This is a genomic window from Anaerorhabdus sp. (assembly GCF_036641015.1).
In the GTDB taxonomy this organism is placed as follows: Bacteria; Bacillota_I; Bacilli_A; order Erysipelotrichales; family Erysipelotrichaceae; genus Anaerorhabdus.
The window spans coordinates 7324-23539 of sequence record NZ_JAVWFO010000029.1 but is presented as its reverse complement, the minus strand read 5'-3'; the positions used below and the strand labels follow the sequence as shown (position 1 = coordinate 23539).

General features: G+C 30.7%; 16 protein-coding genes. All 16 read right to left on the bottom strand.

Annotated elements, in window-relative coordinates; genetic code table 11:
* Nucleotides 1-26 precede the first annotated feature (26 nt).
* The 16 genes from RR430_RS05725 to RR430_RS05650 all read right to left on the bottom strand — a co-directional run bounded on the left by RR430_RS05725 (nucleotide 27) and on the right by RR430_RS05650 (nucleotide 15525).
* Nucleotides 27-1316 carry an MFS transporter gene (locus tag RR430_RS05725; protein WP_332486508.1) on the bottom strand — a complete coding sequence of 430 codons (1290 nt, stop codon included), beginning with the start codon at nucleotides 1314-1316 and terminating at the stop codon, nucleotides 27-29.
* Nucleotides 1317-1558: 242 nt separating this feature from the next.
* Entirely contained in the window at nucleotides 1559-2914 is a 1356-nt protein-coding gene (locus RR430_RS05720) for an AAA family ATPase (RefSeq protein WP_332508768.1), read from the bottom strand.
* 110 nt (nucleotides 2915-3024) lie between these two features.
* The gene (locus tag RR430_RS05715) at nucleotides 3025-3462 is read right to left on the bottom strand and encodes a threonine/serine exporter family protein (RefSeq protein WP_332486510.1); all 438 of its coding nucleotides are present in this window, start codon (nucleotides 3460-3462) and stop codon (nucleotides 3025-3027) included.
* Nucleotides 3462-4220: a threonine/serine exporter family protein gene (locus RR430_RS05710; RefSeq protein WP_332486512.1), complete on the bottom strand. Its 759-nt coding sequence runs from the start codon at nucleotides 4218-4220 to the stop codon at nucleotides 3462-3464. The genes RR430_RS05715 and RR430_RS05710 overlap by 1 nt, the downstream gene beginning before the upstream one ends.
* Entirely contained in the window at nucleotides 4207-4884 is a 678-nt protein-coding gene (locus tag RR430_RS05705) for a peptidoglycan recognition protein family protein (RefSeq protein ID WP_332486514.1), read from the bottom strand. The genes RR430_RS05710 and RR430_RS05705 overlap by 14 nt, the downstream gene beginning before the upstream one ends.
* An 87-nt stretch (nucleotides 4885-4971) precedes the next feature.
* A complete protein-coding gene (gene cls / locus RR430_RS05700) occupies nucleotides 4972-6501 on the bottom strand; it encodes a cardiolipin synthase (protein ID WP_332486515.1) in 1530 nt (509 codons plus the stop codon).
* A gap of 104 nt (nucleotides 6502-6605) precedes the next feature.
* Entirely contained in the window at nucleotides 6606-7058 is a 453-nt protein-coding gene (locus RR430_RS05695) for a GNAT family N-acetyltransferase (protein WP_332486516.1), read from the bottom strand.
* Between the two features lie 3 nt (nucleotides 7059-7061).
* Nucleotides 7062-7316, bottom strand: coding sequence for a glutaredoxin family protein (locus RR430_RS05690; protein WP_332486517.1), 255 nt, complete (start codon nucleotides 7314-7316; stop codon nucleotides 7062-7064).
* A 103-nt stretch (nucleotides 7317-7419) separates the two neighbouring features.
* Nucleotides 7420-8019, bottom strand: coding sequence for a TlpA family protein disulfide reductase (locus RR430_RS05685; protein WP_332486518.1), 600 nt, complete (start codon nucleotides 8017-8019; stop codon nucleotides 7420-7422).
* 79 nt (nucleotides 8020-8098) lie between these two features.
* Nucleotides 8099-9028, bottom strand: a complete 930-nt coding sequence (locus RR430_RS05680; RefSeq protein ID WP_332486519.1) for a 1-phosphofructokinase — start codon at nucleotides 9026-9028, stop codon at nucleotides 8099-8101.
* A gap of 2 nt (nucleotides 9029-9030) precedes the next feature.
* A complete protein-coding gene (gene pepT, locus RR430_RS05675) occupies nucleotides 9031-10251 on the bottom strand; it encodes a peptidase T (protein WP_332486520.1) in 1221 nt (406 codons plus the stop codon).
* Nucleotides 10235-10867, bottom strand: a complete 633-nt coding sequence (locus RR430_RS05670; RefSeq protein ID WP_332486521.1) for a DUF1349 domain-containing protein — start codon at nucleotides 10865-10867, stop codon at nucleotides 10235-10237. Before RR430_RS05670 ends, pepT begins: the two co-directional genes overlap by 17 nt.
* A gap of 88 nt (nucleotides 10868-10955) precedes the next feature.
* The gene (locus RR430_RS05665; protein ID WP_332486523.1) at nucleotides 10956-12140 is read right to left on the bottom strand and encodes a SpoIIE family protein phosphatase; all 1185 of its coding nucleotides are present in this window, start codon (nucleotides 12138-12140) and stop codon (nucleotides 10956-10958) included.
* Nucleotides 12133-13803, bottom strand: coding sequence for a [Fe-Fe] hydrogenase large subunit C-terminal domain-containing protein (locus RR430_RS05660; RefSeq protein WP_332486524.1), 1671 nt, complete (start codon nucleotides 13801-13803; stop codon nucleotides 12133-12135). The genes RR430_RS05665 and RR430_RS05660 overlap by 8 nt, the downstream gene beginning before the upstream one ends.
* Entirely contained in the window at nucleotides 13800-14054 is a 255-nt protein-coding gene (locus RR430_RS05655; RefSeq protein ID WP_332486525.1) for a (2Fe-2S) ferredoxin domain-containing protein, read from the bottom strand. The genes RR430_RS05660 and RR430_RS05655 overlap by 4 nt, the downstream gene beginning before the upstream one ends.
* 10 nt (nucleotides 14055-14064) lie before the next feature.
* Entirely contained in the window at nucleotides 14065-15525 is a 1461-nt protein-coding gene (locus tag RR430_RS05650) for a 4Fe-4S dicluster domain-containing protein (protein WP_332486526.1), read from the bottom strand.
* Nucleotides 15526-16216 lie beyond the last annotated feature (691 nt).

Below are 16216 nucleotides of genomic sequence, written 5' to 3'. Positions count from 1 at the left end.
CAAATTACTGAAGTTCCATTTTTATTTTATTCAGCTACAATTACTTCACTAACTGATACTTTCTTCTTTTCACTAACTACCATTTTATTGTAAAACTTTTTACTGCACAAAGTTATATAAGCTATAAACGAAATAATACTACAACCAACGAATATTGTTTCAGTATTTGTATACAATACAAAGAAACTAACTATAAATGATGCAACTGGCATTGCCGCATTACTAATTGCATAAGTAATTGAATTGATTCTACCTAAATATTCAGGTTTTACTATTTGAACAGTTAAGACACTAACAAATGTATTTAATAATGCAACTAAGAATCCACATAAGATTCCCAATAAAGAAACTGTTATATAGACCATGAATCCATCTTGAAATAATCTACCTATTAATACTGGTCCTGCAAATAATAAAATCAATGAAGTGGATCCTAACTTTATTAAATGAAACTCAGTAAGCTTTTCCTTAATCTTAGGATATGTAAATGATCCCAAAACTCCACCTAATGTAAATGTTATACCAATAACTGATAACATTTGTTCACCAGAATGAAGTACCTCTTTAACAAGCGGTGCTTGCAATGCATTAAATGGTGTAAATATTCCATTTAAGAAAACTGCTAGGATCAAAATATACCAAATAATTTTATTATTCTTCACAAATCTAAAACCATTCTTTAATTCTGATAAATAGTTTTCTTCTAAATCATTAGTACTTTTAACAACTGGTTTTAATTTTACAAATAAAAGAATCAACGCACATAAGAAGAACGTAATCATGTCAATAATGACTGCACTACTTACTCCTAACCAACCAATAATAAACCCTGCACTCGCTAATCCAATTAACTCCACTGTACTCATTAGACCTTGGTTTAAAGATACTCCATATTCATAATCTTTCTCATTTAATAAATGAGGTAACATCGATGCTGATGCCGGCATCCTAAATGCTTCTGCTGTAGATATGAGTAAAGTTACCACCAATAATACCCATTCGTTCAACCAACCTTGCATTAGACCTAGTGCGATAAACGCAACACATAATCCTCTAATAATATCTGTACTGATTAATATAAACTTCTTATTCATCTTATCAACAAGTACCCCGACAAATGGTTGTAGAAAGATGGTTGGTAATCTATTAATTCCAAAAATCAATGCTGACCAAAATGCATTACCTGTAATCTCATAAATTATCCAAGTAAATGCAATACTGTCTAGTGAATCTCCAAATCTATTAACTACATTTGCAAATACATATGCAATAAAACTTTTTTGTTTAAATAAATGTTTATATCCCTTTTTCTCCATAACTTAAATTCTCCTTTGATAACTTAAGTTTATTGGTAGCGACACGGTTGCCTCTACCACTTTTACATTGAATTGATGCAACTATTGGTTTCAAAACAAACAAAAAGCGCTTAAACCAAGGATTTAGCGCCTGTTTCAAAATATTGAAATTTTTAATCATAACATTCATTTAATATTTCATTTATACATATACATAAATTGCAATATCTTCCAATTGAGTGAATATCACGTATTATAAAATTTTATTTTTCAAATATTTCACCAGCTCTCATCAATGCATATTCAATTTCTAACACACTTAATTCATCGTAAAATTCAGAATCCATACCCAATGAGATCATTCTCAAATAAACATCTCTTAAATTATTAGTTTTTTTAACTTTTGTAATTGTTGCAAAATTATCTTTTTTGTCTGTAGTTGTAAAATAAATTGATTGAGTGGGTATTTTCTCAAGAAGAATTAAATTATGGGATGTAAAAAGCAATTGCCCTTTTGCCCCTTTTCCTAAAATTTTTAGTAGTTCTCCTAATAAGTATTCAAAAATACCAGAATCTAACTCATCCACTGCTAAGAAAAATGATGAGCAATTAAAAACTGCAATTATTGAACTAAGCAAACTTACTATTTTTATGATTCCTTCTGATTCGTATTTTAATGGAAACTCTAATTGATTTCGAACAGCTAGCAGTTCAATAATCGAACCCTCTTTTCCGTCCTTTGTAATTTGATTATCTGTCTCTTTAATTTTTATACTTAGGTTTGGAACAATTGTTTTAAGAACAACATTTATTTGCTCAAATATTAATTTAATATCTTTTACAATTTCAGTATCATAAATTTGAGGATAATCTAATACAATGGGTAATACTCCCGAACTATCAAAATCACCATGATGTACTCTTGCATGAACAGGAATTACCAAAGAAGTATTTACTAATCCATTACTTCCACTATTAAATACAATAAAGTTTATTTCCAAATATTTTTTAATATTTTTTATTATATTTGCTAAATTATTTAATTCATCAGTTTTATTTAGTAACTCAATTATCTGATTATTGAATAGAAAACTCTTTTTTTCTCTATATGATACTGTTTGTGCTTCGATTAAACTTCTAAACGCCTGTTTATCACTTCTCTTAATTGTATTTAAAACTACTACAGGTGTAATAATATTATCGGTATTAAATGTATACTCGATAGTTTTTCTTATTACTTTCTTCTCATTATCTTGATATTTATATACTATTTTCTCACCGCTAATATAAAAACCGTTATCTGAATCTCTATTTATTTTTAATTCATAATCAAAATTACTTTCATTTCCATCAAATTCAACCGCAAATGAAGTAGATATACTAGATTCATCTTTATCACAACTTAATACACTTTCGGTATTAGATGATAAACCTTGATTCATAATTACGTTTTTTAAAATTTCCAACGCATCAATAATTGCTGTCTTGCCAGACCCATTTTGTCCATAAATACCTAAAATACCAGAAAACTTCTTATCTTCTAAAAAAGAAACTTCCCCGCATTCAACATTTTTGATGTTTTTAATGCAAATGTCTTTAATTTTAACTATAGTTTTCATTTTTTAACCTTTACTATATTTTAGTATATACACTATAAAAAGTCATTTATATGGTAAAAAAGGAATATATTATTCCTTTTTTAAATATTTATTATTGTTTTTCTATATTTTTAAATTTTTTTACTATTTTTCTTTTTTGTAATTAATTTAGTTAACGTTGAAACAAATATAGTCCCCAATGCCAATGCACCGGCACTTGCTAATGTATCTATACCCGTTAATATTGCTTGATTGGTATTTCCTTGTATTATTTCAAACATTGTGTAATACATACCTTTTCCTGGCACCAAAATAATTAAGGCAATTACTAGAAATACCGTTACTGGTACTTTTAGTTTTCGCGCAAATACTTCACTAAAAATACTAAAAATCAGTGACGATATAAATAGTGCTGTAATATTTGATGTACCAAACTCTAATTGAATTGTATAACACGCAAAGCCTAGGGTACCTCCAATTGCTGCTGCTAGTAGTTCTTTACCTCTTATATTAAATATAACAGCGAATCCTACCGCTGCAAGGAATGCCCCAAAAATAGAAAGTATCATTAAATCATACCTCCTAAACTAATCCATATTGTCATCGCAATACCACTACCCATTGCAACTGCAATCGCAATAAGCAACGCTTCAACACCTCGCGCTGTACCGCTTACTAAATCTCCAGCAATAGAATCACGAATTGCATTTGTAATTGCAAGTCCTGGCACAAGCAACATGATTGTACTCGCAATTACTATATTTCGATCAATTAAAACATTTGCTTGTTCAAGTATTAATGATGAAAATGTTAAAAATATCGCACTAACAGAAATATTAAAAAATGAATTAAGTTCTTTTGATTCAAAATACATCGTTAAAAATCTTACTACTGCACCAATAACAAATGCACAAAAAGCATCAATGAGTGTACCTTGATAAAGCAATGCAAAACCAAAAGTACATATCCCAGCAAATAATACATTAGTCCATAATCCATATATTTTAGTTGTTTTTATTTCCTTAAGTTGTTTTTCAAATGCATCTAAATCTAATATTTTTGCATCCCTTGATAATTGATTTAATCTACTTATTTTATCTAGATTTGTACTTCTAGAACTAATTCTCGCAACTTGAGAATATGTAGTACCATCATAAATTGAACTCAACATAATTCCTGTTTGAGTACAAAAACAATTTGTATCTTCCATTCCATAATTATTACAAATGCGTACTATAGTATCCTCTACACGATAAGTCTCCGCACCACTTTCCAATAAATATGATCCCGTTTTCATTGCTAATTGTATTACTTTATTTGGATTCATCGCTTTCTCCTGCCTTAAGACCATTATACTCAATTTCTATCATTTCTAAAAACTCTTTTATTCTACCTTCTGTATACAAGCGATGGGGACATATTTTACCCGAGAAATCTTTATGAAATTTAACCTCTTCCATTGTTAAATTATAAGAATTCAACAAAGCAGCTACAAGTTTTGCCGTATTACGTAATGTTTGTTCATAATCACCCGTTTTATTAACACACATTTCTATGCCAATTCCAGTCATATTACCACCATCTTCAGTTTTCTTATCCCCTGCATGCCATGCCACTTCATTATCTGGCATATGATGGTATATTTGATTACTATCTACTGTATAATGCCAACTATTTACTTGTGAGTCATCATTATGTAAAAAAGAATTATGATTTACTGCATCCGCAGTTGTACCTCTATTATCCGTCTCGTGAATGACTATCCATTTTATTTCCCGAGTAATCTGTGGGCGTCTATCTGATTCCTCATTTATATAGTCAGTTGTAATTGGAACTCCTATCGCATCAATTAAACCCGCATCCTCTGTCGCAAAAATTCTTTCTTCTGATTTTCGATTGAATAAAAACAATAATAAAATTCCTGCAAGTATAATTAAACATGCAGCAATTATTAGTAATCTTTTTGTTTGTTTATTTTTTATTTTTGTCATGTCTTTATTATACACTAGATATGATCGACATAAAATATTCAAATATGTACAAAAAGAAAACTCATGAATTTATCACAAATCATGAGTTTACATTAATGGTGCAAAGAAATTTAATACTGCTCTTACGATACGTTTTATCAACGTTTCATTCTTACAATCTTCTGAAGTAATTTCAATACTACTTTCTATTGTATTTAAGAAATCTTTTTTCATATCTAACAATGCTTTTGTATTGTACATCAGCACCCCACACTCATAGTGTAAGTAATAACTACGATAATCCATATTAATTGTCCCACAAATTCCCATTACATCATCAGAAACCATTGTCTTGGAATGTACAAATCCTGGTGTATACTCATAAATCCTTACACCTTCTCTAATTAATGGTAAATAATTAGCTTGACTTACTAAGTGTACATACCATTTATCAGGTACGTGTGGTGTAAGTATCCTTACATCAACACCACTTTTTGCTGCTAATGATAATGCTTTTTGCATTTCATATCCTATTACCAAATAAGGTGTTTCAATATATATGTATTTCCTAGCATTGTTAATTAAATTCATATGGACATTAAGTCCTGCTTCTTCATGATCAGTTGGTGAATCACTAAACGGTTGTACAAATCCAATGTCATCAATTTTATCAACTTTTAGTTTAAATTCATTAAAATCTATATTTTTTTGTTTCTTTACATAGTTCCAAAATTGTAGAAACATAATTGTAAGACTCCATACAGCTTCACCTTTTATCATTACTGCTGTGTCTTTCCAATGCCCAAAACGAACCTTTTTATTTATGTATTCATCTGCCAAATTAATACCACCAACAAAACCAACATTATTATCAATAACACAGATTTTACGATGATCACGGTTATTCATTTGAATAACTAATCTTGCTTTTAGGGGATTAAATACTCCACACTCTATACCTTTAGATTCCAATATTTTTTTATAATTTGCTGGTAATGTATTAACACACCCTGCATCATCATATAATACTCTTACTAATACACCTTCTGAAACCTTTCTTACCAATATATCTAAAATAGTGTCCCAAAATATACCCTCTTCAATAATAAAGTATTCAAGAAAGATAAAATGTTTAGCTTTCTTAAGTTCAGTAACCATTGCCGCAAATTTTTCTTCACCAATTTTAAAATATTCTACTGAAGTATTTTGATAAACAGGAAAATACGTGTTTTTCCAAATATATGTAAATTGCTTATATGCCGAATAATTTTCTTTTTCAACTTCACTTAATATTGTACTTTCTTGATTAATTAATGGTAGTGTTTCTTGTATTGAAGCAAGCATATTTTTTTGTAATGCTTTTGGTACTTTTTTGTCACCAAATAACAAATAGAAAATACCTCCAAAGATAGGTAAAATTAATATTAGAATACACCACGCTACTTTAAATGTAGGATTACCTTGTTTGTTAATTACATAGACAACCATGACATAGCTTAATATTAAGAAAATCATATTTGCATTTCTATACATTTCACCAAGTCCATATAGAAAAGCCATCATGAAAACTAGTTGAAATATAATTAGTACTGCAACTACGAATAACCTATTTGATAGTAGACTTAATATTTTCTTCATAACTCACCTTTGATATCATTATAACAAATTCATTTAGTTGGAACTAGGAATTCTATCATTCTTAACTAATTCTTTAGAATTTAAAAGCCCTTTCGGGCTTCACTTTATAATATGTATTTATATATACATTTCTCATGATCACCTTGATTTCTCAACCAATGACCCATCGGAACATTAATTATTTCTAATAACTCGCCATCTAAAAACTCACATGTTTTACGCGATGCAATATTATCTGGATTACATGTAATAATTAAATCATCCATACAATATTTATTTTTCGCAAGATCGAATAATATTTTGCAAGCTTTATAGGCATAACGATGACCTCTATGCTCTTTAGTAACGTTATATCCAATATTACCTACTAAATACAAATCTTTATTCATTCCAATTCTCAAATCACATCGTCCTACCTTTTTACCTGAGTTATGTAACTTAATATCATAACAAATAGATGGCACAAAATTATTATCAATATCACCATCTAATTGATAAGTCTCAACTAAATCAATTTCTCCATCAGTATATGTAGGTCTGCGAAATGGCCAAAACATAAATTACAATGCCTTATCTAGTACTTCTTTGATTTGTTCAAATGATGCGGCACCCTCATGTACTTTTACTTCATCAATATAGAATGTAGGCACATAATAATAGTCATATTGTTCAGCAACTTCTGGATGTTTTTTTTCGTTGATTTTTTCAATCTCGATTTCATTATATTTTTCATCTTTTTTTAACTCATCCAAGAAACCTAAAGCTTTACGACAATACGGACATTCATCAAACATAAACATTTTTATTTTCTTCATAATGTTAATCACCTCTATTCTTATTTTATCAGTATTAGATGCTTTTGAGTATGGAAATGCTCTATCTATATTTTAGCATGCTATTCAAAGAAAAAACTACGAATTAACGTAGTTTTCCAATCATTTCTAAATAAATATTTCTAAGTTCAGTACGTTGTGACTCATTCATATCATCGCCTTCACTAATATCATATGAATCAACTAGACTTAAATGATCTCCAACGATTTCACCATCTTTAATTACAAATACTTGTGGTACATAGAATACAGGTTCACCCTCTTCTTCTACTAAGTAATCTTTTATATGGTCGATTAATTCAGCGGTGATTTCATCGCTAGTGCCTTCAGGTGACATTACATCAACATAATAAATATCAACACCCATTTGTCTTGCTGCGTTATTTAATACAGGCACAGCTTGTTGACAGAATGGACAACCAAGATAGCCGTAATAAACTACTCCAGATCCTTTTTCTGTAAATAGACGAATTGAATCTTCCATCGTGATTTGCTTATAAACGTGCTTAGTATCAGTTAATAATTCATAGCCGCTCATATCAGCCTGTTCATTGTTGAAATCCAATATATTTAATGTTGATACATCAATTTTTTCAGTTGTCTTATCTGTTTTATCAGTTGGTGTTCCAGTTGAACATCCTACTAACACTAATAGAGTAAGTACTAATGTTATAATTTTTTTCATTTCTTATTACCTCTTTTCAACTTAAATATTTTAACAAACTATACCTTTATAAACAATAGAAACACACAATTTAACATAATTAAAATTCTTCTAATTTATCTATATCAACCGTATCATAGATTGCATTTATCTTATCACGAATTTCAAAACTTTTAGAAAATCCTGTCGCATCACTACAACTATTTGCAAATCTAAAACACTCTATAGCCTTTGTAGTTCTTAAAGAACTCATTACAAACCCTGCTACCATGGCATCATTCATACCTACAGTATTAATTCCACAAGTTATATGTTCCGTACGATTAGATTTAAATACTCCCTCTTTATTAACTAATAAAGCTCCTTCTTTTAATCTAACCATTACGTTTGTAGCACCTAAATTAACACACTCTTTAGCAGCTAAAATAATATCCTCTAACTCGTTACACGGTTTATTAACAATCTCACTTAATTCCAAAATACTTGGATTAATTAGATACGGATTAAACCTTAAACAAGAACGTATAATGTTAGGATTTGTATCTAAAACGACACGTACATGCTCCTTAGCACAACCCTCAAGCATACTAACAACTTGGTTAAGGATATAATCTGGACAATTACCAGAAAACACCAAAATATCATGATCATCTAAACGCTCAACTCGATTACGTAATTGTTCCATACTTTTATCCGTAATATATGGACCAGCAGCATTTAAATCTACACTATCACCATCAGCTTTAATTTTAACATTGATTCTAGTATGTCCTTCAATGTATGTAAAACTTGGTTGAATATACTCATACTTTTCTAATAAATTGATATAAAAATCTTTAGTAAATCCACCTACAAATCCCAAGGCACGAGAAGGTATCATTAAATTATTCAATACAATTGAAACATTAATACCTTTTCCACCAGCTTCATAGTATTCAAGTTGACTTCGATTTGTTTCTTCTTTTTTTAACTCTTCTTGAAACTCCATGTAATAATCCAAAGAAGGATTTAAAGTACAAGTATAAATCATAACTACTCCTTACCCGCAACTAACTCAGCAATTTTAATAATTAATGAAACAGCTTGTTCCATTTCTTGAATACAACAGTATTCATAACGACCATGATAGTTACCACCACCTGTACCAAGATTTGGACAAGGTAATCCATTAAATGTAAGTGTAGCACCATCTGTACCCCCACGAACACTTTCCATTTCAACATCAAGACCCATTTCAATTAATGCTTGTTTAGCGTAATTAACTGGTTCTGGATTATCTTTTAGTATTTCATGCATATTACGATATTCATCATGAATTTTAATACTTATTAGTTCTTGATGATATAGCTTATTAATATAATCTTTTGCAAGACCCATTGCTTCTTTTTGTAGTTCTAATTTACGTGCATCATGATTACGCAAAATATAGTGTAAATGTGCCTCTTCGACATCACCATTCATATCGGTTAAATGAGTAAATCCTTCTCTTCCCTCTGTTGTTTCAGGTCTTGAAGATTTTGGAAATAAGTTATGAAATTCAATTCCAATATTTAAAGCATTAATCATCTTACCTTTTGCTTCACCTGGATGAATACTGAATCCTTTAATATCCACATCAACACTTGCCGCATTGAATGTTTCATCTGCAACAAAGTTTACTTCTCCACCATCCATAGTATATGCAAACTTACAACCAAATCCATCAATATCAAAATGATGAGCTCCTCTACCAACTTCTTCATCTGGTGTAAACCCAACACGAATCTTTCCATGTTTGATTTCTGGATGTTGAATTAAATATTCACAAGCAGTAAGTATTTCAGCTATTCCAGCTTTATCATCTGCACCCAATAACGTATTACCATCAGTAACGATTAAATCATTCCCTTTAAGTTTTTCTAATTTAGGAAAATCAGTTATTTTCATTATTATATTTTCATTTAATTGAATATCACTACCATCATAGTTTTCTATTATTCTTGGATTAACATTTTCTGCTGTAAAATCAGGTGCTGTATCAACATGCGCAATAAATCCAATTGTATCAACTTCATAATCAACAGTTGATGGCAAAGTACCATAAAGATATCCCAAATCATCTAAAACAACATCCTGTAATCCAATCGCAATCATCTCTTCTTTTAATATCTTTGAAAATTCCATTTGACTTGCAGTTGTTGGAACAGTTTCACTATTTGGATCTGACTGAGTATTGAATTTACAATACTTAATTAATCTATTTTGTACTTCCATATTTATACACTCCTCTTATACTTTCTAATGTACCTTCTTTTATAATACAATCTTCAACAATCATTTCTTTAAATTGAACATCAAACGATGAATTTGTTGGACTTGCTGCAAACATCCCGACTTCAAATTTATCTTTTCTAAATTTCATATGAAACATTCTCATCATTTTATAATGAACACCATCAAACGAGTTCTCTACTAACATATTTTCGTTAAAATGCGAAACTCTAAACCACATTGTCTCAACTGCACTACCAATTGAATGAGTAGATGAATCACTATATCCATGATAAGTAACAACAGTTTGTAACAAGGACAATGCTTCATCAATATATTCAACACACATTTTAAACCAGTTTTCATCATTGGCATATATTACCAAACCCGCTTGATCATAACTTTTATTAAAATGATAATTTACTTTACAAGAAAACGTAAAATTTTGTTCGATTCTAAATACGACAGAATGTGCATCATTTTTAATATTACCAAGTAAAGTACGCGACCATAAATCCGTGTAGGGCATCGTTTCAAAAATTATTTGATTTCTACCTACAACATAATTATTTGGCTTATTCTTCCATTTCAGAAGTGAAGTATCTAATTCTTTTTTCATCTTGCCCTCCATATATCTATTATATAATAAAATTCTAAAGCTTGTTTGAAAAAAACATGAAAAATGAAGTCCAATTACGAACTTCATTCTAATACAATTCAATTGATACTATTTTTCCTAATTTTTTTAGATTCTCTGCCATTTCACGAATAAGTTGTATTTTTGCATTAAGTGAAATAGTTGAATATGCAATTGCTTTATGCGCAGGATTATCAGAACGACCTACCATAAATGTAATTTGACTACATTCTTGTAAATACATTTTTACCATACACAATGCGCCATCTTTCCCTTTTGATTGTAATAACTCTTCTTGATACTCAGGACTTTCAACGCATCTGCTTAAATACTTATTTACTTTTTGTAAAGTTAATACCCCTTCTGTAACTAAATCAATTCCATCAATATAAGCCATAGGAGGTACATCTGATACAAGTGAAACTAAATCTTCCATCTTTATTTCTTTTCCTAAAATACGAGAAACAATATTACTTGTCGTTCCACCACAACATACCTTTTTACCACTAGCTGATAACAAACGCTCAACAACTTTTTTGTCATCTTTTTCATCAAGTGGAGGACCAACCATAACTCTTGCTTCTTTTGCTTGTAGTATTTTTGCACAAGCAACTGTAGAATCATCACCTGGTTTTCCATCGTATAGATTATTAACATTAGCTAACAAAATTTGCGTAATTTGTTTAGCAGAGTCACTGTTCTTAGTATAGGCTAATAAGAAATCTTGTACTTCTGGTAAATCCCATCCAAAATTCAATGTTTGCCCAATTCCTGCATGAATTATTCCATCAGAGAACATAACAACTACATCATCTTTATCAACAATAAATGTACTTTCAGTTATTTTTCTTTTACCTATTACTCTTGTTTCACGACTTATCTTAACCAACCTATTATCACGAATAATAATAGTAGCAGGATTATCAAATTCAACTAAATGAGCAGTTCCATCATAGAAAACTTGTAAGATTGTGAACGTTGAATACGCAATCCCTCTTTCTTGGCACTCTGGTAATGTTGCTGCCATAGTTTCTACCGCATCTTGAACAGTTGCCCCTGATGCAATCATCTCTGAAATAATTGTACTTGTAAGAGTAGATAAAATATTGGCTTTAACACCACTACCTAATCCATCTGCTAATACCATAACAAAAGAATCATTATTACGGCGAATTTCTACTTTATCACCACATAACTCTTCATTCTTTTTATTAAGTGATTTAAAGTAACTCTCAACATGAACTTTACTAGTCATCTTCTTCCATCGCCTTTTTTAAACGAGTTAATGCAACTTTAGATTTTGCAGTTGTTTCACCTAATAAGCTTGCGATTTCTTGAACTGTTCTCATTTGATCATCTATTACTTGTTGAGTTACTTCAATTGTTTGTTGACGCACTTGTTTTAATACTTTCTCTTTTGCCTCTTCTACTGTTAAATCCATTAGAATTAATACTACATAATCACCTTGTTCAAGTTTCATAATGGCATGATCAAGCGTACGATTATATTGCGGATATTGAGCACGATAATATTGAACACGACGTACCGATTGAATTAAACTAACTAATTCTTGATCAGGTAAAATACTATCAATTGGTAACCCAATTACATTTACATCTTCTAAATTCAACATTAATTTAGCTGAAGGATTAATATCTAAGATATTTTTATTCTCATCCAATACAACAATGCCATTTGGAGTATTTTCAATAATTAAACTGGATATTGACTCTGCATGTTCAAGTGCATTAGGCAAACAAATCTTAGGATCCGCTTTACCATCAAGAACAGCAATCGCTTTATCACGACATGTTTCATATCCACACGCACCACAGTTTAATTCTTTATCACTATTTGTTTTTCCCATCATATACAACATATCCTGAATTTCTTCTTCGGTATGTTGGCTACGTTGTATATTTTCTTTTTCCCAAGTAGTATTTAAAGAAATAATTGGCTCACCAGCAACAATCTTTTTATTCTCATCTACACTATTTCTAATTACACTTTGTCCAAGCCATTCATTATGATCACAATGTGTTAATAATGGCCCACCCATACATGATTCATGACATGCGCTCATTTCAAAGAAATATCCTTCCAACATATTTGCTTGGATCGAATTTAACACTTGTTTAATACGTTCAACACCTTCAACATTAACTTTCTTATAGTTTGATTCACGAGGTAGTGTTTTTAATACCCCTCCTGGGGTTGGATATAATCTTGCAATACTTCCATCAAAATCATTCCACTCCTCACCACTTTGATCAATATTACCTAAAAATTGCAAGCAGTCTTGCATACTAATAGTCGCATCGATTGCTCCAGTAAATCGTAAATCATCTTTTTCTTTTTGTTTTGCAATACAAGGTGATAAAAATACTACCTTTGAATTAGGATATCTACGTTTAATATCTTTGCCATGAGCCACCATTGGCGAAACAACAGGAGCTAGTTGATTAACTAAATCCCCATATTCCTTCTCCACTAATGAAACCACTGCAGGACAACATGTAGAAATTATATTTTTCATTTTGCCTTCTTGTAATAAATTACTATAAGACTCTGAAACTAACTTCGCACCAATTGCTGTTTCTTCAATAGCTGTAAACCCTTTATCTAACAAAGCTTTTTCAAGTGTTTTAAATTTAGGCCAAATCGCAACAAAAGAAGGAGCCACACTTAAAATTACTGTCTCCTTTTGTTCAAGCCAATTCTTTACTGATAGAATATCACTATTTACCTTTTTAGCACTATGAGGACAAACTGAATAACACTTGCCACATAAAATACATTCATTTTCAATTATTTTTGGTTGATGATCAATATAAGTCATCGCTTTTGTTGGGCACACTCTTACACAGCGCAAACAGTTACGACAATTTGCCTCTTGTAATCGAATATACTGTATCATGATAGTAACTCAGTAACTTCTTTCTCAACAACTTCTTGGATATTGTGTAACCCAACTCCTAATAATTGATGTCCGTTAATTTTAATTCCTAATCCATGACCACCTTGGCAAGATTGCATGCAGAAAGAGCCTTTAATTTCAACTTTTTCTTCCCATTGCTTATCCTTTAATAGTGTTTGTAGGATGGTTACTGCTTGGTTACTACCTTTTACATAACATGCACTACCAATACAAATTTCAATCGTAATCATACATTTCCTCCTATTTATCACGATGCATATCGACACCGCTAAAATCAAATATATTTAGTGATTCTTGTATATTTTTGCGATCATTAGTTAAATTTTCTTTATTCATTCTTCCTTTAGCGATCATTGCTGGTTCAATTGTTGCAGGTCCGGCAATACATCCACCAGGACAACACATTCCTTCAAGAATATTCGCATCAAACTTACCAACTTTCATCATTAATAATTGTTTCTTACATTCAAAACAACCATCCGCATAAACAGCTTTAAATTCAGGTAAGTTTGCTTCTTTAGCAGCTTGAACAACAGCTTTAGAAACACCACCACCTTGAGCAAAATTACGCCCAAATACTGATGGATAATCACTTTCATCAGGTGTTACTTCTTCACAATATATATGTTGAGCAACAAGCATAGCCGCTAACTCTTCAAATGTTAATACATAGTCTACTGCCGTAAATTCTTCCATTGCCTCTTGTTTCTTTGCAAGACATGGTCCAATAAATACAACCCCATGATTAGGATGCTCCATCTTTAGCTTACGAGCTAAAGCCATCATTGGAGAAACTGTTGTTGATACATTCTTTTCATATTGTTCAGGGAAATGTATTTTTGCCATATTCACAAATGCTGGACAACAAGAAGTTGTTAATGGAATATTCTTCTCAATATGTTCTTGTAACTCTTCATTTTCATAATATGCGACAGCATCAGCTCCAATTGCTGCTTCATAAACATCTTCAAAACCAAGCATTTTTATGCTCTTTTTAATTTGAGGTAATGTTGCATTATCAAATTGCCCTTGAATAGCAGGAGCAATAATTGCATATGTAGGTGTTTTTAAGCGTAATAACTGAATAACTGGTACAATCCAAGAAATATCTTCAATTGCACCAAATGGACAAGCCGCTTGGCATCCTCCACAATTAATACATTTTTTTTCATCAATTACTGCAATATCATTTTCATCCCAACGAATTGCATCAACAGGACAATGTTGTGAACATGGTCTTTCAGTCACTACAATTGCATTGTAAGGACAATTTCTTGCACATGCACCACACTCTTTACATTTATCATAATCGATTTGAGCACGATCTTGCCCCATCGAAATAGCACCAAAATTACATGAACCCATGCAACTTTTTGCCATACATTTACGACAGTTATCAGTAATATTGATTTTTTTAATAGTACATCCATCACAAGCTGCTTCAATTACTTGAACTATTTGTCTTGGATTATAATTTGCTTCATCATTAGCCATTTTCCCCATTGCTAAACGAGAACGTTGACGCAAAATTTCTCTTTCTTTGTATACACAACAACGAAAATCAGCATTTGTTCCAGGTATTAATTTTTTAGTAAACGCTTGTATCTTTTCCTCAGTCAATTCATCTTGAAATGCTTCTTCTGCAATTTCTCTTAAGATATCAAATTTGAATTGCCTTGCTTCATGTTTAAATAACGACATTCTATCCTCCAATGATAATCATTTCACAATAATAAAATACCATAAATAGACACTAAAAACAATCGAATGAAAAGAAGGAATCCCTAAATATATGGAATTCCTTCAATTTATTATTAATCTATTTATCTTTGTCTCTTTTTCGTCACTTAGATTCATGTTGGTCTAATGCTAGATGACTTTCTAAATAAATTTCATTTCCTTATTTCTAAGGTAGTACGCAATTGTCATTTTCCACTTTTCCACTTTTAATACCACTACATGACATTGCTTGTAAATAAATCTGTTGTAATGTAATTCATTAGAGTTTTTCTATTATTGAAAAACTCCACCAATATGTCCAGGTTCCATTCACTTTAACCTCCTAAGAGTTACCTCTTTGAATTAGTAATTCGTTCTATGCTATATGTATACAAAGAATTACTTCTCCTTGTACCTTTATTATACCTAATTTGTATTAAATGTAAGGTCTATTTTTTATATTTTATTTGTTGTATAATAAAGGAGTGGAAAAATGGAAAGTTTATATAGACTTTCCATTTAATTTATCTATAAATAATTCGATTTCTTCAAGACTTGCAAGAGCGTTTAATGCTCCTTCTTTTGTCGTTGTGTGAGCAGCATACGCATTGGCAAATTTTAAAAACGCTGTATATTTCTCTAGATTAATTTCCATTAGATTAAAGCAATTATT